Here is a 14,259-nt window from a genome sequence, read left to right on the forward strand (position 1 = left end):
ATGAAGATCGGGTTCATCGGTCTGGGCAACATGGGGTCGCACATGGCCCGCAACCTGGCCGCCGCAGGCCACGACGTCACCGGCTACGACATGTCGCCGGTGCGGGTGCCGGGCGTGCCGCTGGCCAATACCGCCGCCGACGCCGCAGAGGGCGCCGAGGTGGTCATCACCATGCTGCCAAATGGCGAGATCCTGCGCCAGGTCTCCGAACAGATCCAGCCGGCGATGAAGGCGGGCGCCTGCCATCTGGATTGCTCCACCGTGGATGTCGACAGCGCCCGCGCCGTGGCCGAGAGCGCAAGCGACCGCGGCCTGCTGGCCATGGATGCGCCGGTCTCGGGCGGAACGGGCGGCGCCGACGCGGGCACGCTGACCTTCATGGCGGGCGGGCCCGAGGAGGCCTTCGCGCTCGTCTCGCCGCTCTTCGAGATCATGGGCCAGAAGGCCGTGCATTGCGGCGGCGCGGGCAACGGCCAGGCGGCGAAGATCTGCAACAACATGATCCTGGGCGTGACCATGATCGCCACCTGCGAGGCCTTCGCCCTGGCCGACCAGCTGGGGCTGGACCGGCAGGCGATGTTCGACGTGGTCTCCACCTCTTCGGGCTACAGCTGGTCGATGAACGCCTATTGCCCCGCGCCGGGCGTGGGGCCGAAGTCGCCCGCAGACAACGACTACACCCCCGGCTTCGCCGCCGCCCTGATGCTGAAGGACCTGCGCCTGTCGCAACTGGCGGCGCAAAGCAGCGGCGCCGAGACGCCCATGGGGTCTGCGGCCGAGGCGCTCTATTCCCGCTTCGTCGAGGAGGAAGGCGGCGGCGACAAGGACTTCTCCGCCATGCTGCCCCGCTTCTCGCGCCTCAACGGCGCCTGACCTTGTCTCCCTCCCCTGCCCCCACTAGGCTTTGCCCGGGGGCAAGGGATCGGGCAAGGGACCGGCAATGCTGAGATTTCTGGATTTCGACCGCGACCTGGCCGAGGCCTGCGCGACAGAGTTCCTGGCCTCCGACGCCGGGCGCGCGGCTCTGCCCGGAGGCGCCACGGGGCGGCCGGATTTCCTACGCCTCGACGGGGCCAAGGCGCCTGACCTCGACCGCAGCGTGCTGCGGATGGAGATGGGGGGCGGCAGTTTCGTCCTGAAGCTGAACCAGGTGCCGAAACAGGCCGGGCGCATCGCGGAGGAATACCGGGCCCTGCGGCAGGCGGCACGGGTCTTTGCCCCGTACCCCGACCTGGGCGTGATCGAGGCCCTCTACCTGTCCCCCGGTGAAACCTTCATGGTGACGCGGTTCCACGATGTGCCGACGGTGCTGGAACGGATGGAGGAGGGCGCCGATCCGCTGCCGCTCTGCCACCGCGCGGGCCGCTGGTTGGCCGTGCTGCATGGGCAAAGCCCGGCGGAGGAGGCTCGGTTCTGGCCCAAGTGGATCTTCGCGCGGCTGGAGGAGCTTCGGGCGAAGGGGCCACAGGCGCCCGCCGCCGATTTCCGGCCCCTGATCCGTGCACTGCGGCAGCAGGTCGAAGGGCTGCGCGGGTGCCCCGTTCCACGTGTTCTGAGCCACGGGGACTTCCATGCCGGCAACCTGCTGGTCGAGGAGAAACGCCTGCTGGGCCTCGATCTCTTCGAAGAGAAGCGAAAGCTGGCGGTCTACGACATGGTGGATTTCCTGAAAGGCGACATCCGCGCCGATGCGCCAGAGGCAGAGATCGATGCCGGCGGCGTGAGGCGCCAGGTGCGCGCCGCGCTGTTGCAGGGCTATGGACAGCCCGTGAACGAGGAACTGCTGTCGTTCTTGCTGCGCGCGCAGTTGCTGATCGACTGGCTTCACATCGACGCGGCACGCCACGCCGAAAGTCCCTTCCTGCAAGGAAAGTACAAGCGTCTGGAGAACCGCCTGGCTCTGGCCTTCGCCGCCGCCTGAAACGCGACGGGCCGGACGTCTCCGCCCGGCCCCTGTTTCCCTGATGTGCGCCCCACCCTATTCGGCGGCAACCTTCGCGCCTTTCAGCATGTCCTTCAGGTAGCGCCCGGTGTGGCTGCGTTCGACCTCCGCCACGTCCTCAGGCGTGCCGATCGCCACCACTTCACCGCCGCCATCGCCGCCTTCAGGGCCGATGTCGACGATGTGGTCGGCGGTCTTGATGACGTCGAGGTTATGTTCGATCACCACCACCGTATTGCCCTGTTCCACTAACTCGTGCAGCACCTCCAGCAGCTTGCGCACATCCTCGAAATGCAGACCCGTGGTCGGCTCGTCGAGGATATAGAGGGTGCGGCCCGTGGATTGGCGCGACAGTTCCTTCGACAGCTTCACCCGCTGCGCCTCGCCGCCCGACAGCGTCGTCGCCTGCTGGCCCACCTTGATGTAGCCCAGACCCACGCGCACCAGCGCATCCATCTTGGACCGGATCGAGGGGACCGCCTGGAAGAACTCCTGCGCATCCTCGACGGTCATGTCCAGCACGTCGGCGATGGACTTGCCCTTGAACTTGATCTCCAGGGTTTCGCGGTTGTAGCGCTGGCCCTTGCAGGTTTCGCATTCGACGTAGACGTCGGGCAGGAAGTGCATCTCGATCTTGATGACCCCGTCGCCCTGGCAAGCCTCGCAGCGCCCGCCCTTGATGTTGAAGCTGAAGCGCCCGGGCTTGTAACCGCGGGCCTTCGACTCCGGCAGGCCCGCGAACCAGTCGCGGATCGGGGTGAAAGCGCCGGTATAGGTGGCCGGGTTCGACCGGGGCGTGCGCCCGATGGGCCGCTGGTCGATGTCGATCACCTTGTCGAGGTGTTCCAGCCCCTTGATGCTCTCGCAGGGGGCGGGCGTCTGGCGGGCGCCGTTCAGCCGCATGGATGCCGTCTTGAACAGGGTCTCGATGGTCAGGGTCGACTTGCCGCCCCCCGACACGCCCGAGACGCAGATGAACTTGCCCAGTGGGAAGTCCACGGTCACGTCCTTCAGGTTGTTGCCGCTGGCCTTCACCACCTGGATGGACTTGCCGTTGCCATCGCGCCGGACGGCGGGCACGGCGATCTCGCGGGTGCCCGACAGATACTGGCCGGTCAGGCTGGCCGGATCGGCGGCGATCTCTTCGGGCTTGCCCTTGGCGATCACCTGCCCCCCATGCACACCGGCGCCGGGCCCGATGTCAAAGACGTAATCGGCCTCGCGGATCGCCTCCTCGTCGTGTTCCACCACCAGCACGGAGTTGCCCTGATCGCGCAGCCCCTTCAGAGTGGACAGAAGCCGCCCGTTGTCGCGCTGGTGCAACCCGATGGAGGGTTCGTCCAGCACGTAGAGCACCCCGGTCAGGCCCGAGCCGATCTGGCTGGCCAGCCGGATCCGCTGGCTTTCACCGCCCGACAAGGTGCCAGACGCGCGTGAAAGCGTCAGGTATTCCAGCCCGACGTTGTTGAGGAAGCCAAGCCGCTCGCGGATCTCCTTGAGGATCGGGCGCGCGATTTCGGCCTTCTGCTTCGACAGGGTGTCGCCCGCGGCCCCGATCCAATCCAGCGCCTCGCGGATGGATTTCTCCACCACGTGGCCGATGTGATGGCCGTCGATCTTCACCGCCAGCGGTTCGGGCTTCAGCCGGTAGCCATTGCAGGTGCCGCAGGGACGGTTGTTCTGGTAGCGCTCGAATTCCTCGCGCACCCAATTGCTGTCCGTCTCGCGATAGCGCCGTTCCATGTTGGGGATGACGCCCTCGAAGGCACGGGTGATGTTGTAGACACGCCCGCCCTCGTCGTAGCGGAAGGCGATCTCTTCCTTGCCAGAGCCGTATAGGAAGACGTTTTGCACCTTCTTCGGCAGGTCCTTCCAGCGGCTGTTTTTGTCGAACTCGTAATGCCGGGCGATGGCGTCGATGGTCTGCAGGAAATAGGGAGACTTGCCCTTGCGCCAGGGGGCAATGGCGCCATCGGCCACCTTCAGCTGGGCATCGGGCACCACCAGCCGCTCGTCAAAGAACAGCTCCATCCCCAGGCCGTCGCAATGGGGGCAGGCGCCGTCGGGGGCGTTGAAGGAAAACAGGCGCGGTTCGATTTCCGGGATCGAGAAACCGGAGACCGGGCAGGCGAAATTCTCGGAGAAGGTGATGCGTTCCGGCTCGCCTTCCTTCGGTGCGGTTTCCAGCACGGCGATGCCGTTGGCCAGATCCAGCGCGGTGCGGAAACTGTCGGCCAGGCGGGTTTCCATGCCCTCACGCACCACGATCCGGTCGACCACGACGTCGATGTCGTGGCGGTACTTCTTGTCCAGCGTCGGCGGCTCGTCCAGCTCGTAAAACTCGCCATCCACCTTGACCCGCTGGAAGCCCTGTTTGCGCAGGTCGAGGAATTCCTTGCGGTATTCGCCCTTGCGGTCGCGGATCATCGGCGCCAGCAGGTAGCCGCGCGTGCCCTCCTCCATACCCATGACGCGGTCGACCATGTCCTGCACCTGCTGCGCCTCGATGGGCAGGCCTGTTGCGGGGCTGTAGGGGGTGCCGGAGCGGGCGAAGAGCAGGCGCAGGTAGTCGTAGATCTCGGTCACCGTGCCGACGGTGGAGCGCGGGTTCTTCGACGTGGTCTTCTGCTCGATCGAAATCGCCGGGCTGAGGCCCGAGATGTGATCCACGTCGGGCTTTTCCATCATGTCGAGGAACTGGCGCGCATAGGCCGAGAGGCTCTCGACGTAGCGACGCTGACCCTCGGCATAGATCGTGTCGAAGGCCAGGGACGACTTGCCCGACCCCGACAACCCGGTGATCACCACCAGCTGGTCGCGGGGGATGTCCACGTCGATGCCCTTGAGGTTGTGTTCGCGCGCGCCGCGGACCTCGATAAACTTCTGCTCGGCCATATTCGCCCCCGGGAAAACCACTGCGGCTAGAGATAGGGGAGACAGCACGGCTATCCAAGGAGAAAATGAGAACATTAAGGAAACATTAGTCTGCAGCCATTCACAATGGCGGGTCCTGTCTTCCTCTTGGGAGGATCTCGGGCAGTTCCGAGGGGCCGCCCATGGTCCACCTCGCTCGTCCCTCTCCCGATCCGGCGGGGTGAGCGTTCAGGATGTGGTGGAGGATCGCTGCCGAGATTTGGCGCATAGGCGCGCGACACGGAGGTGCGTAACAGCATCAACCCGAGCCACTGGACGCAGGCCAGCGACCCAACATTGACAGGCAAGGCGGCGCGCGCCGGTGCGACAAGCCTCGCAAACGGCTTGAGCCCGGGGCAAACTCCGTCTACTCAACGCCATGTTATATCGTTACATGATTCGAGAGGAGATCTCATGTCGTCCCTTCCCCTGACCTCCCGCGCCCTCGCGGCGCTGGCCCTCGGCGCGCTGACCCTCACCGCCCTGCCCGCCTGGGCCGAAAGCCACGACCACGACCACGACCACGAGCATGCCCATGACGAGGCACACGAGCACGACCATGGCCATGCCCACGACACGGATAGCAAACGGATCTACAGCGGCTATTTCACCGACGAGGAAATCCAGCCGCGCCCCCTGTCCGACTGGTATGGCGACTGGCAGTCGGTCTACCCGTTCCTGCAGGACGGCACCCTGGCGCCGGTGATGGCCGCCAAGGCCCAGACCGGCGACAAGACCGCAGAAGAATATACCGCCTACTACGACACCGGCTATGCCACCGACGTGGACCGGATCGAGATCACGGGCAACAGCTTCACCTTCCACGGCCCCGAGGGCGCGGTGACCGCCGACTACGTCAACAACGGCTATGAGGTGCTGACCTACGCCAAGGGGAACCGCGGCGTGCGCTACATCTTCCGCAAGGTCGACGGCGACGAGGCCGCCCCGGGCTACGTGCAGTTCAGCGACCACGCGGTCTCGCCCACCGATGCGGGCCACTATCACCTCTACTGGGGCGACGACCGCGCGGCCCTGCTGGAAGAGGTCACCAACTGGCCGACCTACTACCCTGCCGATCTGAGCGGCGACGAGATCGTCGAGGAGATGCTGGCCCACTGATCCCAGGGCCCGGACATGCGAAGGGGCGCCGGATCAACCGGCGCCCCTTTTGCGTGTCAAAAATCGGCAGCGATCAGATGTGGATCGCGCGGCCATAGGCCTGAAGCACCGATTCATGCAGCATCTCCGACAGGGTCGGGTGCGGGAAGACGGTGTTCATCAGGTCCTCTTCGGTGGTCTCCAGCGCCTGGCCGACCACGTAGCCCTGGATCAGCTCGGTCACCTCGGCGCCGACCATGTGGGCGCCCAGCAACTCGCCGGTCTTGGCGTCGAAGACGGTCTTCACCAGACCTTCCTGTTCCCCCAGGGCCACGGCCTTGCCGTTGCCGATGAAGGGGAAACGCCCGACCTTCAGCTCATATCCCGCCTCTTTCGCCTGTGCCTCGGTCAAACCGACGGAGGCGACCTGCGGGTGGCAGTAGGTGCAGCCCGCGATGCTTTCGGGGCGGACCGGGTGCGGTTTGTTGCCCGCGGCCAGCTCGGCCACCATGACGCCTTCGTGGCTGGCCTTGTGCGCCAGCCAGGGGGCGCCGGCGATGTCGCCGATGGCATAGACGCCCTCGACCCCGGTGCGGCAGTATTCATCGACCACCACATGGGTGCGGTCGACCTTGATGCCCTGCTCTTCCAGGCCGAGGTTTTCGACGTTGCCGACGATGCCCACGGCGGAGATCACGGTGTCAAACTCGTGCTTCTCGACCTTGCCGCCGACCTCGATATGGGCGGTGACCTTGCCCTTGGCCCGATCCAGCTGCTTGACCATGGCCTTCTGCATGATCTTCATGCCCTGCTTCTCGAACTGCTTCTTGGCGAACTTCGAGATTTCCTCGTCCTCCACGGGCAGCACGCGGTCCATGACCTCGACCACGGTCGTGTCGGCGCCAAGCGTATTGTAGAAGCTGGCGAATTCGATGCCGATGGCGCCAGATCCGATGACCAGCAGCTTCTTCGGCATGCGTGCGGGTTTCAGCGCGTGGCGGTAGGTCCAGACCAGATCGCCGTCCGCTTCCAGGCCCGGCAGTTCGCGAGCCCGGGCGCCGGTGGCCAGGACCACGGTCTTGCCGGTCAGCTCTTCGGTGCCATCCTTGGTCTTGACGCTGACCTTGCCCTTGCCGGCCAGCTTGGCCTCGCCCATGACAACGGTGACCTTGTTCTTCTTCAGCAGGCCGCGCACGCCGCCTTCCATCTGCTTGGCCACCCCGCGCGAACGGTCGACCACCGCGTCGAGGTCATAGCCGATCTTGTCGGCGGTCAGGCCGTAATCCTTGGCCCGCTCCATCAGGTGGAAGACCTCGGAGCTGCGCAGCAGCGCCTTGGTGGGGATACAGCCCCAGTTCAGGCAGATACCGCCCAGGTGTTCGCGCTCGACCACGGCCACGCTGAGGCCCAGTTGCGCGGCCCGAATGGCGGCCACATAGCCCCCCGGGCCGGCCCCGATCACCACGAAATCGAAAGACTTGGCTGCCATATGCCCCTCCGCTGCACCTTCGGTTTCCAGATAGTTTGACGTTAAACTATCTGCCAGCAGGCGACAAGCACGCGCAGGACCCGCGGCAAGATTTGCGCCGAAAGGCCGCTATGCGTCCGGCGAAACCCGGATCGCCCTCACGCCGAACCTAGCGGGTCGCGGCGCCCTGTCAAACCGCGCGAAGGTCGCGCCCCGGCGCGCGCGGAGGACGGCCTGCCCCGCCTCTCGCCCCCGGAACGCGAAAACGCCGCCCCGGTGGACCGGAGCGGCGCCTTTTCATCCCCCTAAGGGGGCGTCAGCCTGCCGCGGCCTCGACGCTGCGCACGGTCTCGCCGTAGCCGCCTTTCGACAGATAGGCGGTTTCCGACGCGGTGCTGTGCCGTTGCAGCGCCTCGTTGCGATAGGGGAAGCGGCCGAAGGTGCGGATCACCTCGCGGTGCGCCTTGGCGTGCTTCAGGTTCGCCTCGCCGGTGTCCGGCATCCGGTCCAGCATCAGGCGCACGCAGCGTTCCTGGTCGCAGAGGTTCTCCGAATGCATCATCGGCAGGTAGAAGAACTGCCGCGCCGGTTCGTCGATCCGCATGTCGAAGCCATGGTCGATCGCCACCTTGGCCGCCGCCAGCGCCACCTTGTCGCTGGCGAAGGCCCGGCCCTGGCCCCGGAACATGTTGCGCGGGAACTGGTCCATGAGGATGACATAGGCCAGGGCCCCGCTGGGATAGGTCAGCCACAGACCATAGGCTCCTTCGCAGGCATGGGCCCAGGCCGCTCCGAACCGGCTGCGGATCTCGGCATCCAGCTCGTCGCTGGACTGATACCAGCCCTTGGGGCCGACTTCATCCAGCCAGAAGGACAACACGTCTTCGGGGGCAATCATGGCTATCTCCTCTTTCGCGATTGCGCCATTTCGTCCAGCGTTACAAAGTTTTCACAATATTGGAACGGAAGATTTCGGACCTTACGGGATGTGAGCGCTCACGCGCCATTTTCGTCACGCGCGGCCTCTTCGGCCGCCTCTTCTGCGGCCTCATATGCCCATTCCTGCGCCGCCTCGACGGCCACGGAGGTGGCCGACATCAGCACCGGCGCGTAGGCGCCCGCCTCGTCCACGCCCACCGAGGGGCGTTGCGTCATGCGGTAGAAGGCATAGCCGGCGGTCGCCAGCAGCAGCACCGCGATGAACAGGAAGAACCCCCCGGGCCCGGCCAGGGTCATGGCGTAACCGGTCAGCAGCGGACCACCGATGGCGCCCAGGCCGTTGACGAACATCATGCCCGCGCTGCCCGCCGCCATCTGGTCATGCTCCAGCAGGTCATTGAGGTAGGCCAGAAGCAGCGAATAGAGCGGGTTCGTCATGCCCCCGATGAAGAAGGCCGCGACCAGCAACGCAACATAGGCGTCCCCGAAGACGAAACCGATAAAGGCCCCGACCCCGCCGACGATCGCCTCGATCGCGATCAGAAGACGCCGGTCCAGCCGGTCCGACAGCCAGCCCAGCGGATAGAGGGTGACCACAGCGCCGACGTAGAACATGGTGATGAACAACGAGATCTGCGGCAGCGACAACTCCGCCTGGGTGCCAAAGACCGCCGCCATGCCGAACTGCGCCGAGAAGGCGCCGCCCACCAGGAAGACGCCGACGAAACTGAGCGGCGAGGTATGGAACAGCTCCTTCAGCGACATCGGTCGCGTGGAATCGAAGGCCGGCGTCGGCGAGATCGACAGAAGGATCGGCGCGAAGGAGATCGAGACCAGCACCGAGGGCACGATGAACAGCACGAAGCCCGCCGGATCGCCGAGCAGTAGCACACCCTGCGCCGCCATGATCCCCAGCACCTGCACGAACATGTAAAGCGCCAGAGACTGGCCCCGCGTCTCGTTCGTGGCGGCGTTGTTCAGCCAGCTTTCGGCGACGACGTAGACGCCCGAGAAGCAGAACCCGATGATAACCCGCTCGACCGACCAGGCCCATGGGTTGGGGAAGGCCGGGTAGAGGATCAGCACGGCGGAAATGAACGAGGCCAGCGCGGCGAAGACCCGCACGTGGCCGACGCGGCGGATCATTTCGGGGGCCATGCGCGAGCCGCCCAGGAAGCCGGCGAAGTAGGCCGACATGACCAGCGACATCTGGAAGGTCGAGAAACCCTCGATCTCGCCACGCACACCCAGCAGTGTCCCCTGCAGGCCGTTGCCCAGCATCAGCAGCATGAGGCCCAGGAGTAGAGCCCAGGAGGTTCCCAGAACCTGAATCATTCGCGTGTCTCCTCTGGACGCTTCGCGGCGGCGGCGGGCACAGGGATCAGGTCCCGTGGCCCATGGATTTCACGTCAGGACGCGGGGATCAACAGCGAGGCATCGCCGTAGGAGAAAAACCGGTAGTTCCGCGCAATCGCGTGGTCGTAGATCGCCCGCACCCGGTCCGTGCCCATCAGGGCCGAGACCAGCATCATCAGGGTGGATTTCGGCAGGTGGAAGTTGGTCATGAGAGCATCTGCCACCGCGAAGGTGAAACCTGGGTAAATGAAGATGTCCGTCTCGCCGCGCCAGGGGGCGATGGCGCCGCTGTCCCGTGCCGCGCTCTCGATCAGGCGCAGGGCGGTGGTGCCCACCGGGATCACCCGTCCGCCGGCGGCCTTGGTCGCGGCGATCTCTGCTGCCGCCGCCTCGCTGACGTGCCCCCATTCGGCATGCATGCGGTGCTTTTCCACGTCCTCGACCTTCACCGGCAGGAAGGTGCCCGCGCCGACATGCAGGGTGACATAGGTCAGCTCCACGCCCTTCTCCTTCAGCCGCGCCAGCAACTCGTCGTCGAAATGCAGCGAGGCGGTCGGCGCGGCCACGGCGCCGGTGTTGCGGGCCCAGACGGTCTGATAATCCTGCTTGTCCTGGGCGTCGGGGGCACGCAGGGCGGCGATATAGGGCGGCAGGGGCATCTGGCCGGCCTCGGCCAGGGCCGCATCGAAATCGCCGTCTGCCTCGAAGGACAGGATGCCCTGCCCCTCCTCCTTCGCCTCCAGCCGGGCCGACAGGCGCGGGGTGAAGCGGATGATCTCGCCTTCGCGGATCTTCTTCAGCGGCTTCAGCAGCGCGGCCCAGGTGCCTTCGGCGCGCGGCTCCAGCAGGGTCACCTCGATCCGCGCCTCGGTCTCGCCCTGATCTGAACTGCGCCTGCGGGTGCCCGACAGACGCGCCGGTATCACCTTGGTGTCGTTCAGCACCAGTCGGTCGCCGGGGCGCAGGTAGTCGCCCAGATCCCGCACGATGGCGTCGGTGATCCGGTCCCCCTCGGCCACCAGCAGCCGCGCGGAGGAGCGCGGACGCGCGGGACGCGTCGCGATCAGCTCTTCGGGCAGGTCGAAGTCGAAATCGGAAAGCTGCACCTGGCGCTCCTGTGGTGGTCTCGGTTCGGGTTCTGGGCCTCGCGCAGAAGGCTGTCGCGGCGTCCGCTACACCCTCGGCCCGCCGGGCGCAATGGCGCCGCCGCCCCGCGTCACTGCGCGCCCGGGTCGGGCGGCGGACGGCGGAAGATTTCCCGGAACATCGCCGGGGTGAAGATCGACAGCGGGTTCACGCGCACGCGCGGCGCCGACGCCGGGCCGTCGATGTCGAAGTTGAACCCGATCAGCCCCTCGCCCTTGCGGGTCAGCAGCGCGCCGATACCGTTCAGCATGTAGAGGGGGGAGACCACCCCCTGCATTTGCAGCTGGTCCGCCGCCATGTCGTAGATCCCGTCGAGCGACACCCCCATGGAGGCCCCGACCGCGCTGGCACGGGTCACGGTCAGCCGGTCGGGGGACAGGCGGAACTCGGCCTCGACCGTTCCGAAGAGGATGCCGGGGCCCGACAGCTGTTCCAGCAGCCCGACGATGCTCAGCGCGTTCAGCAGCTCGGCCACCGCCCCGGCCTCCTGGATGCGGATGTCGGTGATGCGCAGACTGCCGTCGTAGGTGCCCGGCGCGCCCGTGGGCACGAGATCCAGCACAAGAGAGCCACCGTTGCCGCGTTTGAGGTACCCCGCATCGGCCAGTGCGGCGCTGGCATCCGCCGCCTCGATGCGGATACGCCCGCCATTCAACTGCGCGACGACCTCGGCGCCACCGTTGATGCGCCCGCGGAAACGGCCCTGCCCGCGCGCCGCGCCGCCCGCCGACAGCGCCCCGCGCAATCCGGTGACCGCCAGCGTATCGGTGAACTGCAGCCGGTCCAGTGCCACGTCCATTGCGCCCGATCCGCCGCCCTGCGGCAGGTCGGGCCTCTGCGTCAGGTCGACCCGCCCCCCGGTGATTGCCAGACCCGGCGCCTGACCGGCGCCGCGCGGCGTCACCTGTGCGGCCACGTCCAGCCAGCGACCGACCGCCAGACGGTCCAGGCGGACCGCCCCCAGCCTGCCACCCTGGGTGGCGGTCAGCGCTCCCGACAGGGTCAGCCCCGGGGCCTCCAGCCGCATCGCCTCCACCCGGACGCCATCCGGGCCCATTTCCCCCTCGGCGCGGACCGTGCCCTTCGCGGCCTGCGGCAGCGACCAGCCCAGCGAGGGCACCGACAGGCCCAGCCCCGCCAGATCGCTTTCGATCTCGAACCGCATCGGCGCGTCGCGTGGCAGCTCCAGCGACAGGTCCGCCTGGGCCGCGCCGCGCAGGGTCCCGGGCGGCAGGGCAAGGCCCAGCCCTTCGGCGCCCTCAGCATCCAGCCGCAGCCGCGCCGCGACCGTCGACGGCCCCGACCCGGGGCCGATATCCGTCTGCCACGCCCCGTCGAAACCCACGCCGTCCAGCGTGCCCTGCCCCGCCACCCGCAGGTGATCGTTGTCACCCGTCACCTGCAACAGCGGCGCGCGCAGCATATGGCCCGGCGCCAGGGTGTCGCTTTCCACGTCGCGCACCTCGCCCGCGTATTGCAGGGAGATCGCCTCCAGCGGCACCTTCTTCAACAACGGCAAAGACAGAGACGCGGCAAGCCGGGCCTGCCCCTGCGCCAGGTCGGGGCTGCGCCCGGACTTGCTCAGCAGGTTCAGCGGATCGCGATCGAGCAGGGTCAGCATGTCGCCCAGGGCCCCGGTCAGCCGCAGACCCAACTCGCCATCGGCGGGCTTCTGGCGCACGTTCGGCACGACAAACGTGCTGCCCGCCGCGTCGATGCGTCCGCCCCCAGGCACCTCGGCATGGCCGGCATCGGCCTGCACGGCGAAGCGGCGGTTCGACAGGACCGCACGACCCCGGGCCTGCTGCAACGGCGGCATGGTTTTCATGAAGATCAGCGTGGTGTCGTCGAAATCGAACCCAAGCTGGATCTGCGGCGGGGCGTCCTGTGCCGCGCGCAGGCCGAATTGCAGGTTCGTCAGCCGCGCCTCCAGCAGGTTGCGCGCCACCCAGTCGCGGCTCTTGTCCGCCACCGCCGGCGGCCAGAATCCCAGCACGTCGTCGGGCGACAGCGTGGCGCCGGGTCCCCCGCCCCCCTCCGGGTCCTGACCCGCAGCGGTCAGCGCCCCTTCCAGCCCCAGGCTCCAGCCCGTCTCGTCCGCCACCAGCTGCCCGTCGGCGCGCATCACATGCGCGCCTTCGGTCAGGATCAGCTCTCCCAGGGTCAGCTCGAAGGGATCGAAGCGCAGACGCAGGTCCGCTTCCGCCCGTTCCAGCCGCAGGGGCGCGGCGAAGATGTCGGCGGGATCCGCGACGATCTCTCTGGCCGCCAGCTGTCCCGTCATCTGCACCCCGCCGTCGGGCGCCGTGCCCAGGCGGAAGGCGCCCTCGGCCAGCAGCGACACGACCGGGCTGGCCACCGACAGCTCGCTGAACCGCAGCATCTGGGTCGCCGGATCGAAGGAGAAGTAGCTGCGCGCACTGTCGAAGGGGATCGGTCGCGTGCCTTCCGAGGGGCGCACCACCCCGCGCCCGATCTGCAGCGTGGCATAGAGCGGGCCGACCGCGCCGTCCTCCTCCAGCGACAGGCGCAGCGCGCCCGACAGCGGCGCGCGCAGCACCCCCAGCCAGGCCAGCGCCGGGCTTTGGGTCGCCAGGTCCTCGGCCGGCATGTCCTCCACCGACAGCTGGAACTCGCCCGAATTGCTGTCGAGCCGCGTCGTATAGCTGGTCTCGATCAGGGTGGCATAGCTGCGCCCGCCCAGCAGGGAGAAGTCGCCCCGGATCACCAGCGCCGCGCCGTCCCGGTCCAGCACGATGCGCCCGCCGTCGACCGACCAGGACCGGTCCGCGCGCAGATCCTCGTAGACCAGGGTCAGGCCCAGCCCCTCGATCCGGTCCAGCGCGGCCAGATCCCGGGTCGCCAGCGAGGCCTTCAGTTCGGCCAGCACCAGGGCGATGTCGCGCTCACGCGCCTCTGCCCCCTGGTCGGGCGACATCAGGTCGAAGCGACCGTCGGCATTGCGCCGCACCCGCAGCTGCGCGCCCTCCACCGTGATTTCCTGCGGCTGCAACCGCCCCCGCAGCAGAGGGCCGGGCGCCAGCCGCGTCGTCGCCTGGTTCAGCACCACGCGCGAGCCGCTCTCGGGCAGGATCATGTTCAGGTCGCGCACCCGCAGGCGCGGATGCCAGGCCTCCTCGAAGACCACAGACAATTTGCTGAAGGCGATCTCCAGCCCCGGCACCTGTGCCTCCAGCCGGGTCTCGATCCGCTCGCGCAGCCAGGGCGGCGCCACCAGCGGCTCGCCCCGCAGCAGGAAACGCAACCCGCCGAGCCCCGCGCCCAGCCCCGCCAGCAGCACCAGCAACAGCAGCACCCTGGCCAGGCGGCCCAGCACGCGATGGTGCCTCGGCCTGGCTGCCAGAGCCTGCGGCTGCGGCTTCAGCTTGTGCATCGG

General features: G+C 67.5%; 9 protein-coding genes. 3 read left to right on the plus strand and 6 right to left on the minus strand.

Annotation, left to right across the window (positions count from 1 at the left end; all coding sequences use genetic code 11):
* On the plus strand, window positions 1–873 hold the full coding sequence (gene mmsB, locus CVM50_RS13495; RefSeq protein WP_085886939.1) for a 3-hydroxyisobutyrate dehydrogenase: 873 nt from the start codon (window positions 1–3) through the stop codon (window positions 871–873).
* Window positions 874–940: 67 nt separating this feature from the next.
* A complete protein-coding gene (locus CVM50_RS13500; RefSeq protein ID WP_085886940.1) occupies window positions 941–1,921 on the plus strand; it encodes a phosphotransferase in 981 nt (326 codons plus the stop codon).
* A gap of 57 nt (window positions 1,922–1,978) precedes the next feature.
* Here the strand turns inward: CVM50_RS13500 and uvrA are convergent, their stop codons facing one another.
* Window positions 1,979–4,837: an excinuclease ABC subunit UvrA gene (gene uvrA / locus CVM50_RS13505; RefSeq protein WP_085886941.1), complete on the minus strand. Its 2,859-nt coding sequence runs from the start codon at window positions 4,835–4,837 to the stop codon at window positions 1,979–1,981.
* Between the two features lie 432 nt (window positions 4,838–5,269).
* On the opposite strand from uvrA, the gene CVM50_RS13510 reads away from it, so the two are divergent.
* Entirely contained in the window at window positions 5,270–5,974 is a 705-nt protein-coding gene (locus CVM50_RS13510; protein WP_085886942.1) for a ZinT family metal-binding protein, read from the plus strand.
* Window positions 5,975–6,047: 73 nt separating this feature from the next.
* On the opposite strand, the gene lpdA is transcribed toward CVM50_RS13510, so the two are convergent.
* The 5 genes from lpdA to CVM50_RS22165 all read right to left on the minus strand — a co-directional run bounded on the left by lpdA (window position 6,048) and on the right by CVM50_RS22165 (window position 14,256).
* Window positions 6,048–7,442, minus strand: a complete 1,395-nt coding sequence (gene lpdA, locus CVM50_RS13515) for a dihydrolipoyl dehydrogenase (protein ID WP_085886943.1) — start codon at window positions 7,440–7,442, stop codon at window positions 6,048–6,050.
* A 295-nt stretch (window positions 7,443–7,737) separates the two neighbouring features.
* On the minus strand, window positions 7,738–8,319 hold the full coding sequence (locus CVM50_RS13520) for a DUF924 family protein (protein ID WP_085886944.1): 582 nt from the start codon (window positions 8,317–8,319) through the stop codon (window positions 7,738–7,740).
* Window positions 8,320–8,417: 98 nt separating this feature from the next.
* Window positions 8,418–9,695 carry an MFS transporter gene (locus tag CVM50_RS13525; protein WP_085886945.1) on the minus strand — a complete coding sequence of 426 codons (1,278 nt, stop codon included), beginning with the start codon at window positions 9,693–9,695 and terminating at the stop codon, window positions 8,418–8,420.
* 74 nt (window positions 9,696–9,769) lie between these two features.
* On the minus strand, window positions 9,770–10,822 hold the full coding sequence (gene queA / locus CVM50_RS13530) for a tRNA preQ1(34) S-adenosylmethionine ribosyltransferase-isomerase QueA (RefSeq protein WP_085886946.1): 1,053 nt from the start codon (window positions 10,820–10,822) through the stop codon (window positions 9,770–9,772).
* Between the two features lie 110 nt (window positions 10,823–10,932).
* A complete protein-coding gene (locus CVM50_RS22165; RefSeq protein WP_085886947.1) occupies window positions 10,933–14,256 on the minus strand; it encodes a YhdP family protein in 3,324 nt (1,107 codons plus the stop codon).
* Between the last annotated feature and the right edge of the window lie 3 nt (window positions 14,257–14,259).

The organism is Pseudooceanicola marinus, from assembly GCF_002786295.1.
In the GTDB taxonomy this organism is placed as follows: Bacteria; Pseudomonadota; Alphaproteobacteria; order Rhodobacterales; family Rhodobacteraceae; genus Pseudooceanicola; species Pseudooceanicola marinus.

Coding starts and splice junctions, on each gene's coding strand:
- CVM50_RS13500 (WP_085886940.1), top strand. CDS start 941: ATGCTGAGATTTCTGGATTTCGACCGCGACCTGGCCGAGGCCTGCGCG.
- lpdA (WP_085886943.1), bottom strand. CDS start 7,442: ATGGCAGCCAAGTCTTTCGATTTCGTGGTGATCGGGGCCGGCCCGGGG.
- uvrA (WP_085886941.1), bottom strand. CDS start 4,837: ATGGCCGAGCAGAAGTTTATCGAGGTCCGCGGCGCGCGCGAACACAAC.
- CVM50_RS13510 (WP_085886942.1), top strand. CDS start 5,270: ATGTCGTCCCTTCCCCTGACCTCCCGCGCCCTCGCGGCGCTGGCCCTC.
- mmsB (WP_085886939.1), top strand. CDS start 1: ATGAAGATCGGGTTCATCGGTCTGGGCAACATGGGGTCGCACATGGCC.
- CVM50_RS13520 (WP_085886944.1), bottom strand. CDS start 8,319: ATGATTGCCCCCGAAGACGTGTTGTCCTTCTGGCTGGATGAAGTCGGC.
- CVM50_RS13525 (WP_085886945.1), bottom strand. CDS start 9,695: ATGATTCAGGTTCTGGGAACCTCCTGGGCTCTACTCCTGGGCCTCATG.
- CVM50_RS22165 (WP_085886947.1), bottom strand. CDS start 14,256: ATGCACAAGCTGAAGCCGCAGCCGCAGGCTCTGGCAGCCAGGCCGAGG.